This is a genomic window from Streptomyces sp. NPDC126497, assembly GCF_040302425.1.
Lineage (GTDB): Bacteria > Actinomycetota > Actinomycetes > Streptomycetales > Streptomycetaceae > Streptomyces.
Genome location: NZ_JBEORT010000003.1, coordinates 81,595 through 103,539, shown reverse-complemented (window position 1 = coordinate 103,539; position 21,945 = coordinate 81,595). Strand labels below are relative to the sequence as shown.

Annotated in this window: 23 protein-coding genes; 11 read left to right on the top strand and 12 right to left on the bottom strand. The window is 73.3% G+C overall.

Features of this window, described 5'->3' with window-relative positions; all coding sequences use genetic code 11:
- Positions 1–215 precede the first annotated feature (215 nt).
- Positions 216–1,445 (bottom strand): HNH endonuclease, encoded by a 1,230-nt coding sequence (locus ABTY20_RS02880; protein ID WP_351995232.1) that lies wholly within the window; start codon positions 1,443–1,445, stop codon positions 216–218.
- 256 nt (positions 1,446–1,701) lie between these two features.
- Between ABTY20_RS02880 and ABTY20_RS02875 the strand changes: the two genes are divergently transcribed.
- Positions 1,702–2,031, top strand: a complete 330-nt coding sequence (locus ABTY20_RS02875; RefSeq protein WP_351995231.1) for a hypothetical protein — start codon at positions 1,702–1,704, stop codon at positions 2,029–2,031.
- Positions 2,032–2,081: 50 nt separating this feature from the next.
- Here the strand turns inward: ABTY20_RS02875 and ABTY20_RS02870 are convergent, their stop codons facing one another.
- A complete protein-coding gene (locus ABTY20_RS02870; protein WP_351995230.1) occupies positions 2,082–2,465 on the bottom strand; it encodes a DUF6083 domain-containing protein in 384 nt (127 codons plus the stop codon).
- Between the two features lie 450 nt (positions 2,466–2,915).
- On the opposite strand from ABTY20_RS02870, the gene ABTY20_RS02865 reads away from it, so the two are divergent.
- On the top strand, positions 2,916–3,137 hold the full coding sequence (locus tag ABTY20_RS02865) for a hypothetical protein (RefSeq protein ID WP_351995229.1): 222 nt from the start codon (positions 2,916–2,918) through the stop codon (positions 3,135–3,137).
- Between the two features lie 383 nt (positions 3,138–3,520).
- Here the strand turns inward: ABTY20_RS02865 and ABTY20_RS02860 are convergent, their stop codons facing one another.
- The 3 genes from ABTY20_RS02860 to ABTY20_RS02850 form a co-directional block, all read right to left on the bottom strand.
- Positions 3,521–4,372, bottom strand: a complete 852-nt coding sequence (locus ABTY20_RS02860; protein ID WP_351995228.1) for a class I SAM-dependent methyltransferase — start codon at positions 4,370–4,372, stop codon at positions 3,521–3,523.
- 252 nt (positions 4,373–4,624) lie between these two features.
- Entirely contained in the window at positions 4,625–5,644 is a 1,020-nt protein-coding gene (gene ku, locus ABTY20_RS02855) for a non-homologous end joining protein Ku (protein WP_502991727.1), read from the bottom strand.
- A gap of 207 nt (positions 5,645–5,851) precedes the next feature.
- Positions 5,852–6,655 carry a nuclease-related domain-containing protein gene (locus ABTY20_RS02850; protein WP_351995226.1) on the bottom strand — a complete coding sequence of 268 codons (804 nt, stop codon included), beginning with the start codon at positions 6,653–6,655 and terminating at the stop codon, positions 5,852–5,854.
- A gap of 100 nt (positions 6,656–6,755) precedes the next feature.
- On the opposite strand from ABTY20_RS02850, the gene ABTY20_RS02845 reads away from it, so the two are divergent.
- Positions 6,756–7,262, top strand: coding sequence for a protein-tyrosine phosphatase family protein (locus ABTY20_RS02845; RefSeq protein WP_351995225.1), 507 nt, complete (start codon positions 6,756–6,758; stop codon positions 7,260–7,262).
- Positions 7,263–7,337: 75 nt separating this feature from the next.
- Here the strand turns inward: ABTY20_RS02845 and ABTY20_RS02840 are convergent, their stop codons facing one another.
- Entirely contained in the window at positions 7,338–7,883 is a 546-nt protein-coding gene (locus ABTY20_RS02840; protein ID WP_351995224.1) for a hypothetical protein, read from the bottom strand.
- On the opposite strand from ABTY20_RS02840, the gene ABTY20_RS02835 reads away from it, so the two are divergent.
- The 4 genes from ABTY20_RS02835 to ABTY20_RS02820 all read left to right on the top strand — a co-directional run bounded on the left by ABTY20_RS02835 (position 7,857) and on the right by ABTY20_RS02820 (position 11,593).
- On the top strand, positions 7,857–8,126 hold the full coding sequence (locus ABTY20_RS02835) for an SH3 domain-containing protein (RefSeq protein WP_351995223.1): 270 nt from the start codon (positions 7,857–7,859) through the stop codon (positions 8,124–8,126). The two genes, ABTY20_RS02840 and ABTY20_RS02835, sit on opposite strands and share 27 nt — an antisense overlap.
- 43 nt (positions 8,127–8,169) lie before the next feature.
- Positions 8,170–9,531 (top strand): FtsW/RodA/SpoVE family cell cycle protein, encoded by a 1,362-nt coding sequence (locus ABTY20_RS02830; RefSeq protein ID WP_351995222.1) that lies wholly within the window; start codon positions 8,170–8,172, stop codon positions 9,529–9,531.
- Between the two features lie 34 nt (positions 9,532–9,565).
- Complete coding sequence (locus ABTY20_RS02825) at positions 9,566–11,023, top strand: penicillin-binding transpeptidase domain-containing protein (protein WP_351995221.1); 1,458 nt, start codon at positions 9,566–9,568, stop codon at positions 11,021–11,023.
- 66 nt (positions 11,024–11,089) lie between these two features.
- Positions 11,090–11,593 (top strand): DUF3291 domain-containing protein, encoded by a 504-nt coding sequence (locus ABTY20_RS02820; RefSeq protein WP_351995220.1) that lies wholly within the window; start codon positions 11,090–11,092, stop codon positions 11,591–11,593.
- Here the strand turns inward: ABTY20_RS02820 and ABTY20_RS02815 are convergent.
- Positions 11,590–12,189, bottom strand: a complete 600-nt coding sequence (locus ABTY20_RS02815) for a Uma2 family endonuclease (RefSeq protein ID WP_351995219.1) — start codon at positions 12,187–12,189, stop codon at positions 11,590–11,592. The genes ABTY20_RS02820 and ABTY20_RS02815 overlap by 4 nt on opposite strands.
- 223 nt (positions 12,190–12,412) lie before the next feature.
- Between ABTY20_RS02815 and ABTY20_RS02810 the strand changes: the two genes are divergently transcribed.
- The 4 genes from ABTY20_RS02810 to ABTY20_RS02795 all read left to right on the top strand — a co-directional run bounded on the left by ABTY20_RS02810 (position 12,413) and on the right by ABTY20_RS02795 (position 15,628).
- Positions 12,413–13,351, top strand: coding sequence for an AurF N-oxygenase family protein (locus ABTY20_RS02810; RefSeq protein WP_351995218.1), 939 nt, complete (start codon positions 12,413–12,415; stop codon positions 13,349–13,351).
- Positions 13,352–13,376: 25 nt separating this feature from the next.
- Positions 13,377–14,030 carry a TetR/AcrR family transcriptional regulator gene (locus ABTY20_RS02805; RefSeq protein WP_351995217.1) on the top strand — a complete coding sequence of 218 codons (654 nt, stop codon included), beginning with the start codon at positions 13,377–13,379 and terminating at the stop codon, positions 14,028–14,030.
- Positions 14,031–14,058: 28 nt separating this feature from the next.
- The gene (locus ABTY20_RS02800; RefSeq protein ID WP_351995216.1) at positions 14,059–14,373 is read left to right on the top strand and encodes a DUF8847 domain-containing protein; all 315 of its coding nucleotides are present in this window, start codon (positions 14,059–14,061) and stop codon (positions 14,371–14,373) included.
- A gap of 103 nt (positions 14,374–14,476) precedes the next feature.
- On the top strand, positions 14,477–15,628 hold the full coding sequence (locus ABTY20_RS02795) for a C40 family peptidase (protein WP_351995215.1): 1,152 nt from the start codon (positions 14,477–14,479) through the stop codon (positions 15,626–15,628).
- Here ABTY20_RS02795 and ABTY20_RS02790 read toward each other — a convergent pair.
- Genes ABTY20_RS02790 through ABTY20_RS02770 form a run of 5 tightly spaced genes read right to left on the bottom strand, consistent with a single transcriptional unit; the run spans position 15,592 to position 21,613 of the window.
- A complete protein-coding gene (locus ABTY20_RS02790; protein WP_351995214.1) occupies positions 15,592–16,854 on the bottom strand; it encodes a styrene monooxygenase/indole monooxygenase family protein in 1,263 nt (420 codons plus the stop codon). The two genes, ABTY20_RS02795 and ABTY20_RS02790, sit on opposite strands and share 37 nt — an antisense overlap.
- A 20-nt stretch (positions 16,855–16,874) precedes the next feature.
- Entirely contained in the window at positions 16,875–17,513 is a 639-nt protein-coding gene (locus tag ABTY20_RS02785; protein ID WP_351995213.1) for a GTP-binding protein, read from the bottom strand.
- Positions 17,494–17,922 carry a DUF742 domain-containing protein gene (locus ABTY20_RS02780; RefSeq protein ID WP_351995212.1) on the bottom strand — a complete coding sequence of 143 codons (429 nt, stop codon included), beginning with the start codon at positions 17,920–17,922 and terminating at the stop codon, positions 17,494–17,496. The genes ABTY20_RS02785 and ABTY20_RS02780 overlap by 20 nt, the downstream gene beginning before the upstream one ends.
- Positions 17,919–18,422, bottom strand: coding sequence for a roadblock/LC7 domain-containing protein (locus ABTY20_RS02775; RefSeq protein ID WP_351995211.1), 504 nt, complete (start codon positions 18,420–18,422; stop codon positions 17,919–17,921). Before ABTY20_RS02775 ends, ABTY20_RS02780 begins: the two co-directional genes overlap by 4 nt.
- Positions 18,419–21,613: a sensor histidine kinase gene (locus ABTY20_RS02770; RefSeq protein ID WP_351995210.1), complete on the bottom strand. Its 3,195-nt coding sequence runs from the start codon at positions 21,611–21,613 to the stop codon at positions 18,419–18,421. The genes ABTY20_RS02775 and ABTY20_RS02770 overlap by 4 nt, the downstream gene beginning before the upstream one ends.
- Between the last annotated feature and the right edge of the window lie 332 nt (positions 21,614–21,945).

The window sequence follows — 21,945 nt, the reverse complement described above, 5'->3', positions numbered from 1 at the left end:
CCTGCAAAACACCGAGGTCCCTGGTGGGCGCCGGGAACCTCGGGCATGGCCGGGTGTTCCCAGTCCCCACGTGCGGAGCAGGTCCTCGATGCGGCGGTCGGCGACGTCCTGCCGTCCGTGGCGGCACTTGGCGCAGCGGGTCAGCAGGACGTCCACGCTGTTGCCGGCGCGCTCGGCCCCCTCGGTCGGGTGCCCGGTCCCGGCCCTGGGCCGAGTCAGCCGACGGCAGGCTTGCGGGCATTGAGGTGGCACAGGTTGCGGTGATAGCCGATGTGCGCCTCGTCCACCGGATGCCTGGGGTCGCGGCGGAGGGGGCGGGGTTCTCTGCCGTCTCTCGTGTCCCGGACCAGGCCGTCGGAATCGACGTAGATCTCCAAGCCGTCGAAGAGGACGTGACAGTTGGCGCACAGGCACAGGAGGTTCTGCAGTTCGTCGGGGCCGTGGTGGGGCCTGCCCAGGCCTCTTATGTGCGCCGCCTCGCTGTACGGGCGGTTCAGGTAGCGGAGCTCCGTGCCGCAGATCTGGCACCGGTCGCCCTCGAGCTGCTTGACCCTCCTGGCCAGGGCTTCGTCGCGGACGATGACGGAGCGGGTCGCGTCACGGCGCGGTGCGGGGCCGCTCGCCCGCCCGTACGCGTCCATGTCGGTACCGCCGTTCTCGTCCTCCGACAGGCTCAGCAGGCTGCCGGCTGTGGTGTATCCGGCCAGACCCATCCGCTCGAAGAGGGCCTGGTGGTCTGCGTCTTGGAGGTACGTCTCGCAGATCGTGACGATGGCGTCCAGGCGGGTCACCGGATCCCGGAGGAGAGCAGCGGCCTCTTCCGTGAGGCCGGCCTGCGGGTGGTGTGCGTCGAGGATGCTCACCTTCGGCATCTCCTTGGCCTGCTCGGCCGGTATGCCCTGGACCTCCCACAGTCCACTGCCCCGGAGGTGCCAGAACGGGTACTCCGGTGTGGCCTTCGCGTTGGGAAGGCCGAACTCGACCAGGAGCGGGCCGACCTCGTCCCGGAACTGTGGCCACGGGGTCATGCGGGGCCGCTCGTCGGCTTCGCGGGATATCGCCCACAGGAGGCTCAACGGCTGGTGACGGCTGGGGGCCGGATTCCCGGGGCCGCGGGAGACCTTGAGCTTCCGGAGCCGCTCCAGCAGGGCGGCAGGGTCGCGGGGTGTCTCCCCGGTCTCCACCTCGAAGCCGAGCTCGCGCAGGCGCCGCGCCACCGTGGCCGCACCGCCGCTGAAGTCCCCCGCGCTCAGGAAGTCGCCCGTGGCATGCCCGTGGGCGACACCGGCGATGGCCTTCGAGTCGTAGCGAAGACCGTCCAGGACCAACTCGTATGACCTGGCTCGGCCGAAGCCGTACGTCTGAAGGAAGTCGTCCCGGCCCAGACGGCGGAACTCTTCGGTCGCCGCGATGACGTCTTCGTACCTGATGTCGCCAAGCCCCATACGCCGAAGGCTAGTCGGACAGTATGACAATTCATGCGACTGTGACGAGCAGGAGGCGGAGGCGTTGTCCCTCAGCGAGCAGGGATGCGGCTACGCGTCACTGCTGGTGATGACGAGCCCGCACCGGGGCGCCCTCTGGGAGGAGCTGAGACCGATGGACCGAGGAATCGAAGAATCGAGCCGACCAGGCATGACGTCGCGCACGGGTACCGGAGGTGGCTCGAGCGCACCGAGCGACAGCTCGGGACCTGACAGGGTGAGGACGATGCAGTACTGCGAACGCCATGAGATGCACAACTGCGCCGACTGCGCTCCGCGCACACCTCGCGGCAGCGCGCCCATCACCAGCGAATGGGACAGCTGGCCGACAGCCTCGATCATCATCCACGCCAGCGGCAAGGCCCACCTTCCGGGCTGCACGCACATCGTCCCGGCCGACATCCGGCCGCCCCTCTATGGCTGGGTGCTCACCCCCTCACCCGGAGCGTGGCGTCGTCTCGCTCCCTCCAGCCCGCTCCGCGCCACCCAGGGCAACACCGAGCGGACGGCTGTGAGCCGCTGCATGAGCTGCGACGCGACGCAGTAGGGGCACTCTTCGGTGCGCGGTCCTCGGGCGGCAAGGGGACCCGCTGAGCGTCAGCCGGCGTCCGGCCATTCCTCGGGCGGCGGGGACGGTTCCGGATCTTCCTGCCGGGCCGCTTGGCGGGCGTTCTCCTCTCGCAGGGTCGTCAGCCATCGCCACAGGTCCGGCAAGGGCTGTGCGGGGCAGGCAAGGCGGTGTTCGATGCGGCAGCGCTGGAACTGGTCCGGCGGGCACACTCCGTAGACCGTCACCCGCCCGTCGGACAGTTCGATCCAGCGGTGCTCCGCCGGCACGGTGTGGGCCAGTGGGTTCATGTCCGGTTCCAGCAGCACCCAGTCGTGCTCCAGCGTCGCCACCCGTTCCTGCGCCAGCCCGCAGTACGGGCAGCGGAACCGTCCACCGTCCAGCCGCCGCGGCTCCTCCTCCAAAACCCCCATACCGTGAGAGTCGCCAGCTCGACGGCCCGGGCGTAGAGCGCGAACCGGACGGGACGCCTGGGACGGGAGTCCGTCGGCGGGGCGGAGGACGACGCGGCAGGTGCAGTCGGCAACCGACGGACGACGGCACACGGCCGAGATGCAGCGGAGCCCCCAACCTCGTGGGCCGGCGCGGAATGATCAGCACGCATCGCGGCCCTGTGGGAACCCGCCTGGTCCCTGTGGGAGGCGGCCGGCTCCGTTCGACGAGTTCCGCAGTGTCTCGTCGCCAGTGTCGACGGACATGCTCATCACGGATTCCCCCGCCCTCACGCAGCCGTCTCGGCGCAGGTCAGAGGCTCGGGCGGTCGGCAGCCATCCGGAGAGTGGGGCCCTGGCCGGGTCCGAATCCGCCGGTCTCCCTGGGCATCATCGGCTCCCCACGCCCGTGATGGGCGCATACTGGGGTTGATGACAAAGTCTGCTGCGCCCAAGCGCCATCTGCCCACCAGTCCCTTCAAGGCCCCGGTCCCGCCGCCCCTCAAGCAGTTCGCCGTGGGTGACCAGGTCACGCACGACATGTACGGCCTCGGCCGGGTCACCGGCGTCGAGGAGGGGATCGCCGCGGTCGTGGACTTCGGCTCGGCGGAACGGCGGATCCTGAGCCCGTACGCCAAGATGACCAAGCTGTAGCGCCGCCGTGGCCGGTCACAGCGCACCGGGTCCCGCACGGACCCGTACTTGAAGAGGAGCCCCTCATCGACCTGACCTCGCAGTTCTCCGCTCCGGAAGGGACGCCGCGTCCCGTTCCCGTCGTAGCGCCGCCTCCCGCGACACAGCCCTTCCACGCTCCGGACTTCGGCGACGACGAGTCCTTCTGGCCGGGGGGCGAGCCGGGAGCGGTCCCGGACGCGGGCGCCGCGTGGGCCGAGGCGGCCGGGCGCCGTCCGTGACGGTGATGGCGCGGTGCGCGTCCGCTCCCCCGGGGTGAAGCGTCCGCGTCGTCCGCCGGCCGGCGTGCCGGAGCGTGGTGTCGAGGACGGACGCCGGGCCCCCGCGCGGGGTGGTGCCGCGGGTCACGCGGGTCCCGGCCAGGTCGCCGTCACCAGCCAGTGGCGGGCCGTGAGGCGTACGCCGTCCTCCGTCTGGTAGGCGCGGAAGGCGTCGGTGGCGGCCAGGCGGGCGCGGCCGACGGCCTCGGGGGCGGCGTCGCGCAGCCAGTGGCGCATCGGGCCCCAGCCGAAGAGGAAGCCGGCGGCGTCCGTCGCGTCCGTGCCCCACATCTGCGGTACTTCGAGTGGTTCGACCTCGATCGTCTTGAACCCGGCTCCGCCCAGGACGCGTGTGGTGCGTTCCGGGTCCGCGAAGGCGGCGGGGCCCGTCTCCGTCCTCTCGGAGAAGTCGGGCAGGGTCACGTGCTCGGCGACGGCCGCGAAGACGACCGCCTGGTCCATCCGGTCGACGGACTGCGGACAGACGAAGGCCAGGCGTCCGCCCGGTCGCAGGGCGCGTCCGATGTTCGCGAACGCGGCGACCGGGTCGGCGAAGAACATGACGCCGAAGCGGCTCAGGGCGATGTCGAAGGCGGCCTCCTCGAACGGGTGCACCTGGGCGTCGGCCTGGATGTGGGAGACGTTGGTGAGGTGTTCCGCGGCGGCGCTCGCGCGGGCCCGCTCCAGCATGGGCGCGGAGAGGTCGACCCCGACGGCGCGGTGTGCGGTGCGGGCGGCCAGGCGGGTGAGGCGTCCGTTGCCGCACCCGATGTCGAGGACGCCGTCCGTCGCCCGGATGCGGGCGGTGGCCAGGAGCGGGGCGTTGACGGGGTCGTTGAGGGCGTCGTAGCGGGACTGGTGGTCGGCCCAGTGCCGGCCCTCGTAGCCGTTCCACGCCTCGGACTGGTGGGTGTTGACGATCCGGTTCTCGGCCATACGCCCCATGGTGCCGTGCCGTGCCGTGCCGTGCGCGGGGCGGCCGGGGCGCTCAAGGGGGGCCGTCCGGCCGCCGTCTTCGCCCGTGCCGGTCCGGCGGCCGTTCCCGCGCCCGGAGCGGGCGTCGACGTGATCTCGACGCGGTCGCCCGGCCGTGCCCGGGTGGGGGACCGCTCCGCGTCCGTGAGGTTCGTGTCCGGCCGGCCCGTCCCGGCCGGGGGGCGGCGAGGGCCTTGGCGGCTCCGCGGCGGGTCACGCCGAGTGCTTGCGGGACGCCGTCCTCGTCGCCGGGGTCTTCTTCGGGGACGCCTTCCCGGCCGTGTCCTTCGCCGTCGTCCGCTCCTTCTTCCCGTCCCGGCCCGTCCGCGGTGCCGGCTTCCGCGCCGAGGACGCCGTCTTCTTCTTCGCCGTCCGTGCGGACTTCCCGCCGTCGGTCCCCCCGGTGGAGGAGCGGGGTGTCCCGCGCCGCGGCGAGCGCCCGGCCCCGCCCTCCTCCTCCGGCTCACCGCGGGCCGCGCGGACGCTCCGCTCCAGGGCCGTCGTCAGGTCCAGGACCTCGACGCCGCGATCCGGTTCGGGCGCCTCGGGCAGGGCCTCGCCGGAGATCTTGGCGGCGACGACCTCCTCCACCGCCTCGCGGTACTCGTCGCGCAGGTCCTCCAGACCGACCCCGCTGAGGGCGTCCATCAGGGCGTCCGCGAGGTCCAGCTCCTTGTCGTGGAGGGTGACCTCCGCGTCGGGGGCGATCCCCTCGGGTCCGCGGACCTCGTCCGGCCAGAGCAGACCGTGCAGGGCGATCGCCCCGCCGATCACGCGGAGCATGCCCAGGCGCTCCCTGCCCCGCAGCGCGAACTTCGCGACGGCCACCCTGTTGCCGCGCTTCAGGGTCTCCCGCAGGAGCGCGTACGGCCGGGCGGCCGGCGCCCTGCCCGCCGCCAGGTAGTACGCGGTGCCCAGCTGGAGCGGGTCGATGCTGTCCTCGGGGACGAAGGTGACGATCTCGATCGTCCTGGCGGTGGGGATCGGCAGGTGGGCCAGGTCCTCGTCGGTGATCGGGATGATCGTGCCGTCCGCCTCCTCGTAGCCCCTGCTGATCTCCTGGGCGGTGACCTCGCGGTCCTCCAGCTCGCAGAACTTGCGGTGGCGGATCCGGCCGCCGTCCTCCGTGTGGATCTCGCGGAAGGGGACCGCGTGGCTCTCGGTGGCGTTCACGAGCTTGACCGGGATTCTGACCAGGCCGAACGAGATCACGCCGTTCCAGATGGATCTCATGTGCGGCACCTTTCCGGTCGCCCGTGGACCACTGCGGGGCGTTTGTCACCGTTTGCACGATATTTTCATCTTATGATGCCTGCCGTCGGGGCGGGGGGCCACGGGGGCGGCGGCTCGCGCCCGGTGATCCGGAGAAGGTGCCGCCCACGGGCCCGGCCCGGTCACCCCGTGCCGCTCACGGGAAGCGGGCCCCGTCGTCCCGGCCGGTCACAGGCGGGCCCAGGTGTTCCGGTCCCGGGCCATGGCGTACAGGGCCTCCACGTCGGCCGGCTTCAGCACTCCGCCCGTGCGGGCCAGGGTCTCCACCTCGGCGTCCGTCAGGACGCGCACCTCGCGGGGCGGGGCCGGGACCGTCACGGCCGACGCCCCGACCAGGACGAGCACCGGGCGGACCTCGGCCGTCAGGGCGTGGGAGGCGCGGTCGGCGTCGGCCCGGACCCTGCGCAGCAGGAGGCGCGGTTCGTGGCGGCCCAGGCCCACCCGGGGGTCGGCGACCGTCACCCGCCGCCTGCGGGCGTACAGGGTGTGGACGGCGTACAGGCCGCCGGGACCGATCAGCAGGTGGTGGACGCGGTCGCCGCCGGGGAGCGGGATCGAGTGCAGGGCGCGCCAGCCGGCGCCGTCCATGCGGTCCAGGGCCTCGCCCACCGTCCGCTCCGCGGCGAGCGCCCCGCGGCGCGGGTCGGGGCGGAGGCGGCGGGCCGGGCCGGAGTCGCGTTCGAGGCCGACCAGCAGCGCCTCGCCGGGGCGGTTCGGCGCGAGGTCGTCGTCGGGGTGCAGGGAGAGCCGTGCCAGCTCGGCGGGGGTGGGGACCGGGGGCGGGCCGACCGAGACCGGGCCGGTGAGGAAGGGGCCCAGCGCGGTGAGGACGCCCTCCTCGTGGTCCTCGCCGAGCAGGTTCACCCGGGCCGTCTCACGGTCGTACCAGGCGAGGTTCCTGCCGTCCGGGAGACAGACGTACAGCCTTTCGCGGCCGTGGCGCCGGGTCGGTATGACGCGCAGTCCCTCCATGCCCCATCACCCCACATCCATGGGAACAGGCAGGGGCTCCAGGGGCAAGGCGCCGGTTACCGTGGAGAGGAGCCCGGGCGGCGAGGGTGGGGAGGCACCGTTGCGTACCCGCGGGAAGCAGCCCGGCGTACCGGCTCCGGACAGTCCGTGGAACGAGATCGTGCCCGGTCTGTGGATGGGCGGACACGAGTTCCGGGGTCCCTCCGGCCGGCTGGAGCCCGCCGTGGCGAACCGGCAGTTCGATCTCGTGCAGACCCTGCTGCGGGCGCCCGGGCACGGCCCGGACCCCGGGGTCGAGCACCAGGTGTGGCCGATTCCCGACGGGCCGCTGGACGGGACGCAGCTCGCGGGCGTGATCCGGCTGGCCGAGGCGGCGTGCGAGGCGCTGGACGGCGGCCGTACGGTCCTCGTGCGCTGTCACCACGGGTACAACCGCTCGGGCCTGGTGGTCGCGCACGCGCTGGTGCGGCAGGGCAGGACCGCCGAGGCGGCGATCCGCCTGATCCGCTCCCGCCGCTCGCCCTGGGCCCTGCACAACGGTCTGTTCGTCGACTACCTCCGCGCCGGGCTGCCCACGGCGCGGCTGCTGGAGGGGCCGGCGGAGTAGGCGGGGCGGGGGGCCGTCCCCGATGGCGCAGTAGGGCGGGCGGGCGCGGGAGGCCGCTCCTAGTGTGGCGGTAAGTCACCTTCGACCCGTTTCCCCGCATGTGGAGGTACTGCCATGTCCCCGCGTCCCCCGCTCCCCCGCCGTCTGCCCATAACCCTCGCCGCCGGCGCCCTCGCCATCGCGGCCGCCGTCGCCCCCGCCGTCGCCGCCGACGACCCGAACCAGGGCGGCGGCCAGGGGAACTGGAGCCAGCAGGGCGGCAACGGCCACCAGCAGGGCGGTGGCAACCAACAGGGCGGTGGCGGAAACCAGCAAGGCGGCCACCAGCAAGCCGGCAACGGCAACAACAACCAGGGCGGTGGCGGCGGCAACCAACAGGGCGGTGGTGGAAACCAGCAAGGCGGCCACCAGCAAGCCGGCGGTGCCGGAAACCAGCAAGGCGGCAACGGCCACCAGCAAGCCGGTGGCAACCAACAGGGCGGTGGCGGCAACCAGCAAGGCGGCCACCAGCAAGCCGGCGGCGCCGGAAACCAGCAAGGCGGCAACGGCCACCAGCAGGGCGGCGGCAACAACAACCAGGGCGGCAACGGCGACGTGGGCAACCAGGCCGGCGGCCACCACGACGACCAGGGTCAGTACAAGGGTGTCGTGACGGTGAGGTCGCTGGCCCTGCGCAGCGCCCCGAACCGGGGTTCGCAGATCATCCGGTACGCCCACAAGGGCGATGTCGTCTCGATCTTCTGCAGGACCCCGGGCGACAAGGTGGCGGGCAATTCGCTCTGGTACCTCCTCACGGACGGCACCTGGGCCTGGGGCCCGGCCGCCTACATCGACACCATCGGTCCCACGCCACGCTGGTGCTGATGAGCACAGCACGCAAAGCGCACCATGTGGGTAAGTTCCGGACATGAGCAAGGCCGGTATCACCTTGGCGACGGCGGATCCGCCCGCGCCCGCCGCCCGCCGCACCGGACGCCGGGGCGTCGAACTCACCCTGATCGTCCTGGCCGTCCTGCTGTCGGTGTACGGCTACTGCGCCGTCGGCCTCGCCAGGAACGGCACCGTCCCGCCCGGCGCCGCCGGTTACGGCGCCGGGCTCGGCGTGCTCGCGCTCGTCGCCCACCTGGCGGTGCGCTGGCGCGCCCCGCACGCCGATCCGGTGCTGCTCCCCATCGGGGTGCTGCTCAACGGCCTCGGCCTGGTGCTGATCTACCGGCTCGACCTGGAGACGCCGGGCGAGCGGGCCGCCCCGGCGCAGCTGGTCTGGTCGGCCCTGGGCGTGGCGCTGTTCACCGCGGTCGTCCTGGTGCTGCGCGACCACCGGGTGCTGCGGAACTACACCTACGTCTGCGTCACCACCGCGCTGGTCCTGCTGACGGTCCCGATCCTCTTCCCGGCGGTGAACGGGGCCCGGATCTGGATCCGGGTCGCCGGTTTCTCCATCCAACCGGGTGAGTTCGCGAAGGTGCTGCTGGCGGTCTTCTTCGCCTCGTACCTCGCCGCGAACCGGGACGCCCTCACCTACGCGGGCCGCCGCGTCTGGTGGCTGCAGCTGCCCACCGGCCGGGTGCTCGGCCCGATTCTCGCCGTCTGGCTGGTCAGCGTGGGCGTACTGGTGCTGGAGCGGGACCTCGGGACGTCGCTGCTGTTCTTCGGCCTGTTCGTGGTCCTGCTGTACGTCGCCACCGGCCGCACGGGCTGGATCGCGGTGGGGCTGCTGCTGGCCTCACTGGGGGCGGTGGCGGTGGGCCGGCTGGAGTCGCACGTGCACCACAGGATCGAGACCTGGCTGCGTCCGTTCGCCTCCATCGAGGCGGGCGAGGGCCCGAACCAGCTCGCCCAGTCCCTGTTCGCCTTCGCGGAGGGCGGGACGCTCGGCACCGGACTCGGGCTCGGGCACTCGGTGCTGATCGGCTTCGCGGTCAAGTCGGACTTCATCCTGGCGACGGCCGGGGAGGAGCTGGGCCTGGCCGGACTGTCCGCGATCTTCCTGCTCTACGGGCTGCTGGTGGAGCGCGGCTACCGGGCGGGGCTGGCCCTGCGCGACCCCTTCGGCCGGCTGCTCGCGGTGGGTCTGGCCTCGCTCGTGGCGCTCCAGGTGTTCGTGATCGCGGGCGGGGTGACCGGGCTGATCCCGCTGACCGGGATGGCGATGCCCTTCCTGGCGCAGGGCGGTTCGTCGGTGGTGACCAACTGGGCGATCGTGGCGCTGCTGGTCCGGCTGAGCGACTCCGCGCGCCGGCAGGGCGACGGGGGTGCCGTCCGGTGAGCCGGCGCGTCCGGCGCGGCGGGGGCGTGCCCCGGTGACCCGGCACATCCGGCACGCCGCGCTGTTCTGCGCCCTGCTGCTGGTGGCGCTGCTGGTGAACGCCGCCCGGGTGCAGATCCTGCACGCCGAGGACTACCGGACCAACCCCGCCAACCGCCGTGACGCCATCTCCCGCTACCAGCAGCCGCGCGGCGACATCCTGGTCGACGGACGGCCGGTCACCGGCTCGCGGGACACCGGGGAGCACCTGCGCTACGAACGGACCTACCGCGACGGGCCGTTGTACGCGCCGGTGACCGGATTCGCCTCCCAGGAGTACGGGACGAGCCTGCTGGAGCACACGGAGGACGGGCTGCTGTCCGGGGCCGCCCCGGTGCTCGCGCCGCTGCCGCTGTGGAACGAGTTCACCCGCTCCCGCAACGCGGGCGGCGACGTGGTCACCACGATCGACCCGGCGGCGCAGCGGGCGGCGTACGAGGGGCTGCGCTCGCGGAAGGGGGCGGTGGCGGCGGTGGAGCCGTCGACCGGCCGGATCCTGGCGCTGGTGTCGGTCCCGTCGTACGACCCCGCGCCGCTGTCCGGGAACGGTGCGGCGGCGCGGGACGCCTGGGCGCGGCTGAACACCGATCCGGACCGGCCGATGCTGAACCGGGCGGTGCGGCGGACGTATCCGCCGGGGTCGACGTTCAAGGTGGTCACCGCGGCGGCGGCGCTGGACGCCGGGGTGGTGAAGGACCTGGACGAGCCGACGGACTCCCCCGACCCGTACACGCTGCCGGGGACGCGGACCCGGCTGACCAACGGGTCGGCGGGCTGCGAGGACGCCTCGGTGCGGGAGGCGTTCGTGTGGTCCTGCAACACGGTGTTCGCCGGGCTGGGGGTGGCCACGGGGGTGGCGGGGATGAGGGCGACGGCCGAGAGCTTCGGCTTCAACGACCCGGACGTGCGGATCCCGTTCCGGGTGGCGCGCAGCACCTTCGACACCACGGTGGACCGGGCGCAGCTCGCGCTGTCGGCGATCGGCCAGTACAACACCCGGGCGACACCGCTGCAGATGGCGATGGTCGCGGCGGCCGTGGCGGGCGGCGGGCAGGTGCGGGAGCCGTATCTGGTGGAGCGGACCACGCGGGCGGGCGGCGGCATGGTGTCGACGGCGGGTTCGCGCCCGGTGCGGCGGGCCATGCACCCGGTGACGGCGACGCGGCTGCGGGAGCTGATGCGGGGCGTGGTGGAGGACGGCACCGGCACGAGGGCCGCGATCCCCGGTGCGGTCGTCGGCGGCAAGACCGGCACCGCCCAGCACGGTCTCGGCAACTCCGGTACGCCGTACGCCTGGTTCATCTCCTGGGCGCAGGGCCGCGGGGACCTGGAGGCGAAGGTGGCGGTCGCGGTGGTGGTCGAGGACGCGGCGGCGAACCGGCGGGAGATCAGCGGCGGCGGGACGGCGGCGCCGATCGCCCGGGCGGTGATGGAGGCGGTGCTGAACTCGTAGGATAAGAAGCCCACTTGATGAGACGGGGGTGCCGGAGCGACATCGTTCCGACCTACCGTCCGGTCCATGAACGAGACCGCGTACGAACTCGCCCAGGTGAACATCGCCCGTCTCAGGGCCCCGCTGGACTCCCCGCGGTTGAAGGACTTCGTCGACGGCCTCGACCCGGTGAACGCGGACGCCGACGCCGCCGACGGCTTCGTCTGGCGCCTGCAGGGCGAGGGGGGCGACGCGACGGACATCGCCGTCTTCGGCGACTCGTGGCTGATCGTCAACATGTCGGTGTGGCGGAACACCGACGCCCTGACGGCGTTCATGTACCAGGGTCGCCACCGGGAGATGCTGGCGCGGCGCAGGGAGTGGTTCGAGCGCGTCGAGGAGGCGATGACGGCGCTGTGGTGGGTCCCGGCGGGCCACCGCCCGACGGTCGCGGAGGCGGAGTCCCGCCTCCTCCACCTGCGCACCAACGGCCCGACCCCGTACGCCTTCACCCTGCGCACGTCCTTCCCGCCGGGCGGGGCGGAGCCCCTGGCCGGCGAGGTGCCGGAGGGACTGGGCTGCTCGGCCTAGCGCCGGCGGTTGACGGCGGTGAGGTCGATGTCGACGGGGAACGGCACGGTCAGCTTGAGCCGGTCGTGGAAGATGCCCATCGGTACGTACGACGTGGTCATCGGGTCCAGTTCGTAGACGTAGACGACGGGAAGTCCGTCGTTCTGCTCGACGCGCCAGTAGTGCGGGATTCCCGCGGCCGCGTACTTCCGCGGTTTCACCTCACGATCCCGTTCCTGCGACTCCTCCGAGACGACCTCGACAGCGATCACGACGTCCTCCGGCCGGTACCAGGTCTGGTCCGGGCCGGCGTCGGCGCCGGCCCGGAACACCAGAACGTCGGGCTCCGGCCGGTTGCGTTCGTTGAGCTTGATGGTCATCTCGCGGATGACGTCCCACTCATCCGGTACCTGGGCCAGCAGGGCGTTGTCCAGCAAACGGATGACGCGTGAGTGGAAATTGGTCTGCGGACTCACGAAGACAAGGCTCCCGTCGATCAGCTCCGTGTGCGGAGGCAGGTTGGGAAGCTCGTCGAGGTCGTCCGCCGTCCAGCCGCCCACCGGGGGACGGGGCCACTCGTAGTCGTCGTCCAGCCCGTAGTCGCGTGCGGCGCTCATGATCGCTCCCATGTGCTGCAGTCTGACCGGCACCGTCAGCGTACCCAGGGCGAACGCCGGACCGGCGCTCCATGGGGTGATCCGGGGCACGCGCCGTTGACGCACCCACCGGGTGGACCGGACGTCGACAACTCCCGCGCGGGGGATTGACGAGCTTGCTGACAGGCAGTCTCATAAGTGGGTGAACCACCGGTAACCCCGAGACCCTCCGAGGTGGAACCCCATGACGACCCTGTCGGAAGCCGACGCGCTCGATGGTCTGCGGGACGCGCTCGGGATGCTCAAGGACCGGGAGCAGGTGGCCCGGCGGCTGCTCGACGCCTCCGCCAGGCACTCCTTCGACCCGGACGAGGAGCTGGACTGGGACGCGCCCTTCGAGGAGGGCAAGTGGTTCTGGCCGCCGGAACTGGTGTCGCTGTACGGCACCCCGATGTGGCGGCGGATGAGCGAGGAGCAGCGCCTCCTGCTCTCCCGGCACGAGGCGGCGGCGCTCGCCTCGCTCGGCATCTGGTTCGAGCTGATCCTGATGCAGCTGCTGGTGCGGCACGTCTACGACAAGGCCGCCACGAGCGCGCACGTGCGGTACGCGCTCACCGAGATCGAGGACGAGTGCCGGCACTCCAAGATGTTCGCCCGGCTGATCACGCGCGGCGGCACCCCGTGGTACCCGGTGAGCCGGGTCCACCAGAACCTCGGCCGGCTGTTCAAGACGGTCTCCACCACCCCGGGCTCCTTCACCGCGACCCTGCTCGGCGAGGAGGTCCTGGACTGGATGCAGCGGCTGACCTTCCCGGACGAGCGGGTCCAGCCGCTGATCCGGGGCGTCACGCGCATCCACGTCGTGGAGGAGGCGCGGCACGTGCGGTACGCCCGTGAGGAGCTGCGGCGCCAGATGGTGACCGCGCCGAAGTGGTCGCAGGAGTTCACCCGGGTCACCTCCGGGGAGTTCGCCCGGGTGTTCTCGGTGGCCTTCGTGAACCCGGAGGTCTACACGAACGTCGACCTGGACCGGCGGGAGGCGCTCGCCCAGGTCAGGGCGAGCGCCCACCGCCGGGACGTGATGCAGCAGGGGGCGAGGAGGCTCACCGACTTCCTCGACGACATCGGCGTGCTGCGCGGCGTCGGACGGAGACTGTGGCGGTCGTCGGGGCTGCTCGCGTAGCGGGGCGGGCGGATACCCTGCGGGCATGACCCCGCAGGCCTCCTCCCCCGCCTACCGGCGGCTCGGCGTCGAGGAACGCCGCAGCCAGCTGCTCGAGGTCGCGCTCTCCCTCTTCGCCCACCGCGCCCCGGAGGACGTGTCCCTGGACGACGTGGCGGAGGCGGCCGGTGTGTCGCGCCCCCTGGTGTACCGGTACTTCCCGGGCGGCAAGCAGCAGCTGTACGAGGCCGCCCTCCACTCCGCCGCCGACGAGCTGCGGCACTGCTTCGACGAGCCGCACGAGGGCCCGCTGCTGCCCCGGCTGTCCCGGGCCCTCGACCGCTACCTCGCCTTCGTCGGCCGGCACGACACCGGGTTCAGCGCGCTGCTGCAGGGCGGGAGCGTCGTGGAGACCTCCCGTACGACCGCGATCGTCGACGGCGTGCGGCGGGCCGCCGCCGAGCACATCCTCAGCCATCTCGGGGTCGCCGGGCCCGGGCCCCGGCTGCGGATGACGGTCCGGATGTGGATCACCGCCGTGGAGGCCGCCTCGCTGATCTGGCTCGACGAGGGCAAGCAGCCCCCGCCGGAGGAGCTGCGGGACTGGCTCGTTGAGCAGTTCGTGGCGGTGCTCGAGGTGACCGCGCGGCGCGACGCGCAGACCGAGGCGCTGGTGCGGGCGCTGGCCGCGGACCTCTGAGGGCCCGCGCATCGCCGACACTGGGGGCGTGAAGAGCGAAGACACCCCGTTCGAGGGCGGGCCCATGGACGGGCGCGTCCTGCCCGTGCTGCTGGGCATCACCGGGCACCCGCCGAAGACGTACCGCATCCCCGTCCCGGCCCCGGACGGCGGCCCGCCCACCGTGCTGGTCTACCGGCGGGTGCCCCGGACGCGGAGCGCGCGCACCGGCCTGACGCGGGGCTGGAAGTACCTCCACGACCCCGCGGGGCGGGCCGGCGACCGCCGGAGGTGGCCGTGGTCGAGGCCCGCGCCCGGTCCGGACGCCACGCCGGAGGGCAAGCCGGACGACACCGGCGGGTGACGGGGTTGCGCCGAACCGCGCACACTCGGCGAGCGGCCCGCGGACACCCGCCCGATGCTCGCGGTGCGGAGCGGACGAGCCGCCCCGCGCCGGAGGTGATGGCGTGTCAGGAAAGCTTCTGCGTCTGGTGTGCACGGCGACGCTGGCGGCCGGGGCCGTCCTCGCGCCCGTGCCCGCGGCGGCCGTCCCGGAGCCGGGCGGCGGCACCGGCGGGCGTTCCGTCGCCGAGCTGCTGACGGAGCTGCGGACCCTGTACCGGGAGGCCGAGAAGGCCACCGAGGCCTACAACACCACCGAGGAACGGCTGAAGCGGCAGCGCGCCGAGACCCGGCGGCTGGACCGGGCGCTCGCCCGCACCCGGCACTCCCTGCGCGACAGCCGGGGCGCGGCCGGACGGCTGGCCCGCCAGCAGTACCAGAGCGTCACCGGCATCTCCCCCTACGTACGGCTGCTGCTCGCCCGCGATCCGCAGCGGGCGCTCGATCAGGGGCACGTGATCGGACGGCTGGCGCGGGAGCGGGCGGCGACGGTGGGCCGGCTGACCGGCGACGAGCGGAAGGCGGCCGAACTGGCGCGCCGGTCCCGTAAGGCCCTCGCCGTCCGGTTCGCCCTCACCGAGCGGCGCGGGAAGGAGCGCGACGAGGTCCGCGAGCGCCTCCACGAGGTCGAGGAGCTGCTCGCCTCGCTCACCACCGAGCAGCTCACCGCGCTGGCCGAGCTGGAGCGGGCCGACGTGGCCGGGGCGCAGCGGGAACTGGTCGCCTCCGGCGCGCTGGGCGCCGGCGGCGGCGCGCCCTCCGCCGCCGGTGAGCGGGCCGTGCGGTACGCCGTGGCGCAGCTCGGGAAACCGTACGAGTGGGGCGCGGAGGGGCCCGCCGCGTACGACTGCTCGGGGCTGACCTCCGAGGCGTGGGCCGCCGCCGGGACGCCGATCCCCCGGACCAGCCAGGAGCAGTGGGCGCGGCTGGAGCGGGTGCCGCTGGACCGGCTGCGGCCGGGGGACCTCGTCGTGTACTTCCCGGAGGCCACGCACGTCGCCCTCTACCTCGGCGACGGCATGGTGGTGCAGGCGCCCCGCCCCGGCGCGCGGATCAGGGTGTCCCCGATCGCGGCCGACCCGGTGCTGGGCGCCGTGCGCCCCGACCCGGACGGGGAGCCCGTGCGGCGGTACGTGCCGCCGGAGCTCCCCGCGGGGGCGGCGGAGGGGTCCGGCGGGGGTTACGCGCCGGCCGCGCCCGAGACCTCCATCAGGTAGCCCTCGGCCTTCTTCGGGTCGTAGAAGTAGTTCTCGAAGTCGGCGGGGTCGTTGAAGCCGTTGGCGAAGCGGTCCGCGACCGGCTGGAGCTCTCCGGCGGCGCCGAGGAGGTTCAGGACGTGCTCCGGCGGCGGGGCGAGCATGGTGTTCGTCCACTTGGTGACGTGCCGGGCCGTCTCCCAGTAGCGGTCGAAGGTCTGCCGCATCCAGGCCTCGTCGAACTCCTTCTCCCCGTGTTCCAGGATCGAGGCGAGGTAGGAGGCGGCGCACTTGGAGGCCGAGTTGGAGCCCTGACCGGTGATCGGGTCGTTGGCGACGACCACGTCGGCCACGCCGAGGACGAGTCCGCCGGAGGGCAGCCTGCCGATCGGGTTGCGGACCGTGGGGGCGTAGCGGCCGGCCAGGGTGCCGCCGGCGTCGGTCAGTTCGACCTTGGTGGCCCGCGCGTACTCCCAGGGGAGGAACCTCTCCATGAGTTCCAGGGTCAGGGAGAGGTGCTCCGCCGGGTCCTTGACGTCCTTGAAGGCGTCCAGCGGGCCGCCGGGGACGCCCTCCCAGAACAGGATGTCGGCGCGGCCCGAGGTGGTGAGCGTCGGCATCACGAACATCTCGCCGACGCCGGGGACCAGGTTGCAGCGGACCGCCTCCATGTCCGGGTGTTCCGGACGCGGGCCGAGGCCGTGGACGTAGGCGACGGCCAGGGCGCGCTGCGGCTCGCTGTACGGGGACCGCTCCGGGTCGCGGGCGAACATCTGCACGAGTTCGCCCTTGCCCGCCGAGACGAGCACCAGGTCGTACGTGCGGGAGAAGTAGTCGAGGTCGCCGACCGCCGCGCCGTGGATGACCAGCTGGCCGCCGCGCTCGGCGAAGGTCTCCATCCAGCCGGCCATCTTCACCCGCTGGTCCACCGACTGCGCGAACCCGTCGAGCCGGCCCACCCAGTCGATCGCGCGCTGCGACGGGCCCGGGTCGAAGGAGCCGGGGGCCGCGACCGAGACGCCGAGCCCCTCGATCTTCGGGGCCCGGGACTCCCAGAAGTTCAGCTGGAGGTCGCGCTCGTGCTGCAGGGCGGTGTGGAACATGCACTGCGTCGACATCACCCGTCCGGTGCGGATCTCGTCCGCCGTCCGGTTGGACATCAGGGTGACCTCGTACCCGTGCGACTGGAGACCGAGGGCGAGCTGGAGACCGGACTGACCGGCTCCGACGACGAGTATCTTCCGCATACGGGGGACGCTCCTAGGGGTTACTCGGGGGTCTGGTCGAGCGCGTGGCCCACGAGGGACAAGAGGGTCTCGATCACGGAGATCCGGCGGCGCGCGTCCATGATCATGACAGGTATGTGCGCGGGGATCGTCAGTGCCTCCCGCACGTCCTCGGGGTCGAACCGCTCGGTGCCGTCGAAGTGGTTGACCGCGACGACGTACGGCAGTCCGCAGCTCTCGAAGTAGTCCAGCGCGGGCCAGCAGTCCTTCAGCCGGCGGGTGTCGGCCATGACGACCGCGCCGATCGCGCCGCGCACCAGGTCGTCCCACATGAACCAGAACCGCTGCTGGCCCGGCGTGCCGAACAGGTAGAGCACCAGGTCGTCGTCGAGCGTGATGCGGCCGAAGTCCATGGCCACCGTGGTGGTGAGCTTGTCCGGCGTGGCGGTGAGGTCGTCGGTCTCCTCGCTCGCCTCGGTCATCAGCGCCTCGGTCTGCAGGGGCGTGATCTCCGAGACGGAGGTGACCAGCGTGGTCTTGCCGACGGCGAAGCCGCCCGCCACCACTATCTTCGTGGCGACGGGTGCGCGGGTGCGGTCCGTCTGCCAGGGCAGCAGGGGCTCGTCGTCCTCGACGAGCGGGGAGACGCCGTGAGCGGCGTCAGAGACGACGGAGTCCACTCAGCACCCTTTCCAGCAGCGCGCGGTCCGGGCGGCCCGTGCCGTGGCCGGTCCCCGTCCCGTAGACACGGATCTTTCCCTGGTCCGCGAGGTCGCTCAGCAGGACGCGGACCACGCCGAGCGGCATCCTCAGCAGCGCGGCGATCTCGGCCACCGTACGCATGCGGCGGCACAGTTCGACGATGGCCCGCATCTCCGGCATCACGCGGGAGGTGAGGTTGCCGTTCGTCAGCTCCTTGCGCCCCTCGGCGGCTTCGAGGGCGGCGGTGCCGGCGGTCGCGCCGACGAACGTCTCGACGAGCAGCACGTGGCCGAAGCGGGTGCGGCCGCCGGTGAGCGAGTAGGGGCGGACCCGGGCGGGTTTGCGGTCGCCGCCGCGGACCGGGAGCTGTTTCCTGGGCTTGCTCATCGGGGACTCCCGGTGGACTCGTTCTCCAGGGACTTGCGCAGCTCGCTGCGGAGTTCGGGGGTCAGGACGTGACCGGCGCGGCCGACGAACAGGGCCATGTGGTACGCCACCACGCTCATGTCGCAGTCCGCGGCGCCGTGCACGCCGAGCAGGGAGCCGTCGCTGATGGACATCACGAACAGGCTGCCCTCGTCCATCGCCACCATCGTGTGCTTGACCGGACCGAAGTCCATCAGCTTCGAGGCGCCGACGGTGAGGCTGCCGATGCCGGAGACGACGGTGGCCAGGTCGGCGGCGGAGCCGCGGGGGCCGGTGCGTCTTCCGGTCCTCGCCTCGCGGGCCCGGTCGTTGCGGGACTCGTCGGAGGAGAGCAGGAGCAGGCCGTCGGAGGAGACGACCGCGACGGAGAGGATGCCGGGCACCTCCTCCACGAGGTTGCTCAGCAGCCAGTGCAGGTTGCGGGCCTCACTGCTCAGTCCGACAGTACTGGGCGCGGTCAACTGCTTGCCTCCTCGACGGTGCCCCCCGTGGTCTCTTCGGATGTGGCGGCCGGGACGGACGGTGCCCGGTGGTCACCGGTCCGTTCGGCGAGTTCCGCCTCGGCGTCCCGGCGCCCGGCGTCCGCCCCCCGGCGGAAGCCGCCGAGCCGGCGGCGCAGGTCATCGGCGTCCACGGACCCGGTGCGCGGGCGCGGGGCCGCGGCGGGCGTGGTGATCCTGGGGGTGCGCTTGGGCAGCCCCTTGGCCGTGACGGGCTCCTCGGCGCCGTCCCCGTCGGCGACGCGCGCGTGTTCCGCGTCGGCGTCGCCCCCGGGGGCCGCGGCCGGACGGGCGGCGTCCTCCGCGTCCTCGCCGGCCGGCCGGCTCGCGGCGCCCGAAGGGGCCTCCCCGTCCTCGGCCGGGTGACCGGCGCCCGGGCGGACGGCGTCGTCCGCGCCCCCGCCGAACGGCTGCAAAGCGGCGTCCGCGGCCCCGGAGGAGGCGTCGTCCCCGCCCGGGTGGCCCGGCCCCGGGCGAACGCTCTCGCCCTCCGGCCGGCCGGCGGCCCCGGTACCGGACCCGGCAGGGGACCCCGTCCCGGCTTCGGTCACGGCGGTGCGTTCGGCGGGATCGGCGTCGGTTCCGTGGTCCCGGGCGGTCTCCACCGGGGGCGCCGGCTCCCCGGCCGCCTCCGGCTGCGCCGGGATCAGCAGCTCCATCGTGACCTCGGCGGGCCGCTCGGCCGGCGCGTCGGCGCCCGCCGCGTCCTCGTGCGGCACGGGGTCGCCCGCGGGGTCGTCCCCACGGCCCGGCGCGGACTCCCGCGCCTCCCCGGCGGGGGTCCGCGGCTCCGCCTGCGCCGGCTCGTCGCCGCCGCCCGGCGCGGGGTCCTCCGCGGGGGCCGGCGCGGAGCCGTCCGCGTCCGCTGCCTCCGGTGTCCCCGTCGGCTCGTCCGCCGCCTCCCCGCCGGACGGGTCCTGGTGGCGCACCGTCTTCTCCGCAAGGGCGACCAGCGGGTCGCCGTCCGGCTCCGTACGGCCCTGGAGGACGTTGGAGTTGGCCTCGGCGTCGGCGCCCGGGAGGGAGTAGGCGGAGGTGGCGACGGAGGCGGGGACCGCGCCGGGGGCGGCGGGGGCCAGCAGTGGGGCGGGGAGGACGACGACCGCGGCGATGCCGCCCTGCTTCTGCTCGCGCAGCTGGACCCGCACCCCGTGCCGGTGGGCGAGCCGGGCCACGACGTACAGGCCGAGGCCGAGACCGTCCTCGGCCTCCGCGTCGTACGTGGCCTCCGGGTCGAAGTCGGACAGCCGGGAGTTGAGCCGCTCCAGCCGGTCCCCGGTCATGCCGATGCCCTCGTCCTGGACGGAGAGCATGACCTCGCCGTTCTCCAGCAGCCAGCCGGAGACCTCGACGGGCAGATCGGGCGGGGAGAACGAGGTGGCGTTCTCCATGAGCTCGGCGAGCAGGTGGGACAGGTCGTCCGCGGCGAACCCGGCGATGTGCGCGTGCGGCGGCAGCGCGGCGATCCGGACCCGCTCGTACCGCTCGATCTCGCTGACGGCGGCCCGTACGACGTCCACCAGCGGCACCGGACCCGCCGTGTGCTGCACGTGCTCGGTGCCGGCGAGGACCAGGAGGTTCTCGCTGTGCCGGCGCATCACCGTGGCGAAGTGGTCCAGCTTGAACAGGGTGGCCAGCCGGTCCGGGTCGTCCTCGCGCTCCTCCAGCCCCTCGATGACGCCGAGCTGGCGCTCCACCAGCCCGAGGGTGCGCAGGGCGAGGTTGACGAAGGTGCCGCCGATGCCGGAGCGCAGCCGCTCCAGGTGGGCGGTGGACTCGGCGAGCTCGGCGCGCAGTTCCTCACGGGCGTCGGCCATCTTCTGCCGCTGGCCCACGAGGTGCTTGCGGTCGGCCTCCAGCGTGGCGATCCGCCCGGCGAGGGCTACGGCGTGCGCGTGGAGGGCGTTGACGGAGCGCACGACCTGGGCGAACTCGTCGTTGCGTCCGGTGAAGGCGACCGGCTCCTGGCTCGCGGGGTCCTCCGCCTCGGCGAGGCGGGCGGAGCCCCGGCGCAGCACCGACAGCGGACGCGTGAGGGTGCGGGCCATCGCGGTGGCGACGCCGACGGCGAGCAGCATCAGGGCGCCGAGGGCGGCGATCCGGATCTCCAGCGCGGTGACGTCGTCGTCGCGCAGCTGGGCGAGGTCCTTGGTGCGCTTGTCGAAGAGGGCGGACTCCACCCCGCGCATCGTCTCGATCCGCGCGGTGAGCGCGGCCCGCAGCTTGGTGACGCTGGTGCCGAGGTCGTCGTCGGAGAGCACCGGCTCGTCGGTGAGGCGCGCCAGGTACTTCTCGGCGGACTCGACCTCGGGGCCGGTGACGGTGGAGTCGTAGGACCCGCGAGCGGCCTTGGGCGCGGACTCGTGGAAGTCGGCGAGGGCCGCGTCGGAGCGCAGCCGGGCCTGGAGCGCGGCGGCGGTCAGCGCGTCGCGCCGCTCGGTGTCGGCCTCCGAGGAGCCGGTGGCGGTGGACGGCAGGCCGGTGACCGGGTCGATCACGGTCCGGGTGGTGCTCGGCACGTTCAGCGCGGCGAGCAGCAGTCCGCGGGTGGCGGCGGCCTGCTGGACGGCGGAGTCCAGCTCGGTGAACGCATGGGCGCCGGAGCCCGCGCGGGGCGGGGTCCGCTCCGCCAGCTGTTCGGCGAGCCGGTGCAGCCGCGTGATGACGGCGGAGTACGCCTGGTGCGCCTCGAGGGCACCGTTCTTGCCCGTGAGCGCCGCCCTGCGCACGGCCGCGACGGCGTCGAGGCCGTCCCGCAGTTCCTGCGGCGTGTCGGTGTCGGCGCGCAGCTCCTCGACCTGCCGGTCGACACGGGCGCTGTGCGCCTCGGAGGGCGCCTTGGACTTGGGGCGGCCGGCCGCGATGTAGGGGACGACCTCGTCGCGCTCGTCGGCGAGGGAGTGCGCCAGGGTGAGGGCGTCCTGGGTCTGCTCGGCGAGCGTCACCAGGTCCTGCGCGTCCTTGAGCTCCCCGGAGGCCGCGACCACGGAGGGGGCTCCGGCGGCGGCGATCGCGGCGGCCACCACGGCCACGGCGACGATGAGCCGGTTGCGTACGTGGGTGGGGCGGCCCCTGCCTACGCTGGGCGTCTGCTCCGCGTCCCCCGCGGGGGCCGTCTGCTTGCCTGTGCGACGAGGCCGCGACTTCTGCACCGGTGCTCGCATTCCTGACTCGTGTACCCGTGGGTTCGGGTGACGCTCCGTCAACGGGTGCGGGCGTTCACCCCGAGCTCATGACCGCGCTCGGACAGCGAGGCGCCCCCATCGCTCCCCGACCCTCCCAGTGAGCGTGGACAGTGGATGCGCATCACCTGACCCGCCACTCGAAGGAGTGAACATCGGAGGCGAGTTGAGGGGCAAGTTCCGCCCCCTCCCGCAGCGGCCCGGCGCGGCACGCCGGTTGGACGTCTGCGGCGGGCGGTGGCAATATTCGCCGCCACGCCTTCCCGGAGCACTGCATTCCCTCCCAAATCAGGCGTCTGACC

Excerpts from the sequence above, each read along its gene's own strand:
- ABTY20_RS02870 (WP_351995230.1), bottom strand. The coding sequence starts at position 2,465 with ATGGGGGTTTTGGAGGAGGAGCCGCGGCGGCTGGACGGTGGACGGTTC.
- ABTY20_RS02790 (WP_351995214.1), bottom strand. The coding sequence starts at position 16,854 with ATGCGGAAGATACTCGTCGTCGGAGCCGGTCAGTCCGGTCTCCAGCTC.
- ABTY20_RS02780 (WP_351995212.1), bottom strand. The coding sequence starts at position 17,922 with ATGAGCAAGCCCAGGAAACAGCTCCCGGTCCGCGGCGGCGACCGCAAA.
- ABTY20_RS02850 (WP_351995226.1), bottom strand. The coding sequence starts at position 6,655 with ATGGAGGGACTGCGCGTCATACCGACCCGGCGCCACGGCCGCGAAAGG.
- ABTY20_RS02830 (WP_351995222.1), top strand. The coding sequence starts at position 8,170 with ATGAGCAAGGCCGGTATCACCTTGGCGACGGCGGATCCGCCCGCGCCC.
- ku (WP_502991727.1), bottom strand. The coding sequence starts at position 5,644 with ATGAGATCCATCTGGAACGGCGTGATCTCGTTCGGCCTGGTCAGAATC.
- ABTY20_RS02865 (WP_351995229.1), top strand. The coding sequence starts at position 2,916 with ATGACAAAGTCTGCTGCGCCCAAGCGCCATCTGCCCACCAGTCCCTTC.
- ABTY20_RS02820 (WP_351995220.1), top strand. The coding sequence starts at position 11,090 with ATGAACGAGACCGCGTACGAACTCGCCCAGGTGAACATCGCCCGTCTC.
- ABTY20_RS02815 (WP_351995219.1), bottom strand. The coding sequence starts at position 12,189 with ATGAGCGCCGCACGCGACTACGGGCTGGACGACGACTACGAGTGGCCC.
- ABTY20_RS02880 (WP_351995232.1), bottom strand. The coding sequence starts at position 1,445 with ATGGGGCTTGGCGACATCAGGTACGAAGACGTCATCGCGGCGACCGAA.
- ABTY20_RS02810 (WP_351995218.1), top strand. The coding sequence starts at position 12,413 with ATGACGACCCTGTCGGAAGCCGACGCGCTCGATGGTCTGCGGGACGCG.
- ABTY20_RS02805 (WP_351995217.1), top strand. The coding sequence starts at position 13,377 with ATGACCCCGCAGGCCTCCTCCCCCGCCTACCGGCGGCTCGGCGTCGAG.
- ABTY20_RS02860 (WP_351995228.1), bottom strand. The coding sequence starts at position 4,372 with ATGGCCGAGAACCGGATCGTCAACACCCACCAGTCCGAGGCGTGGAAC.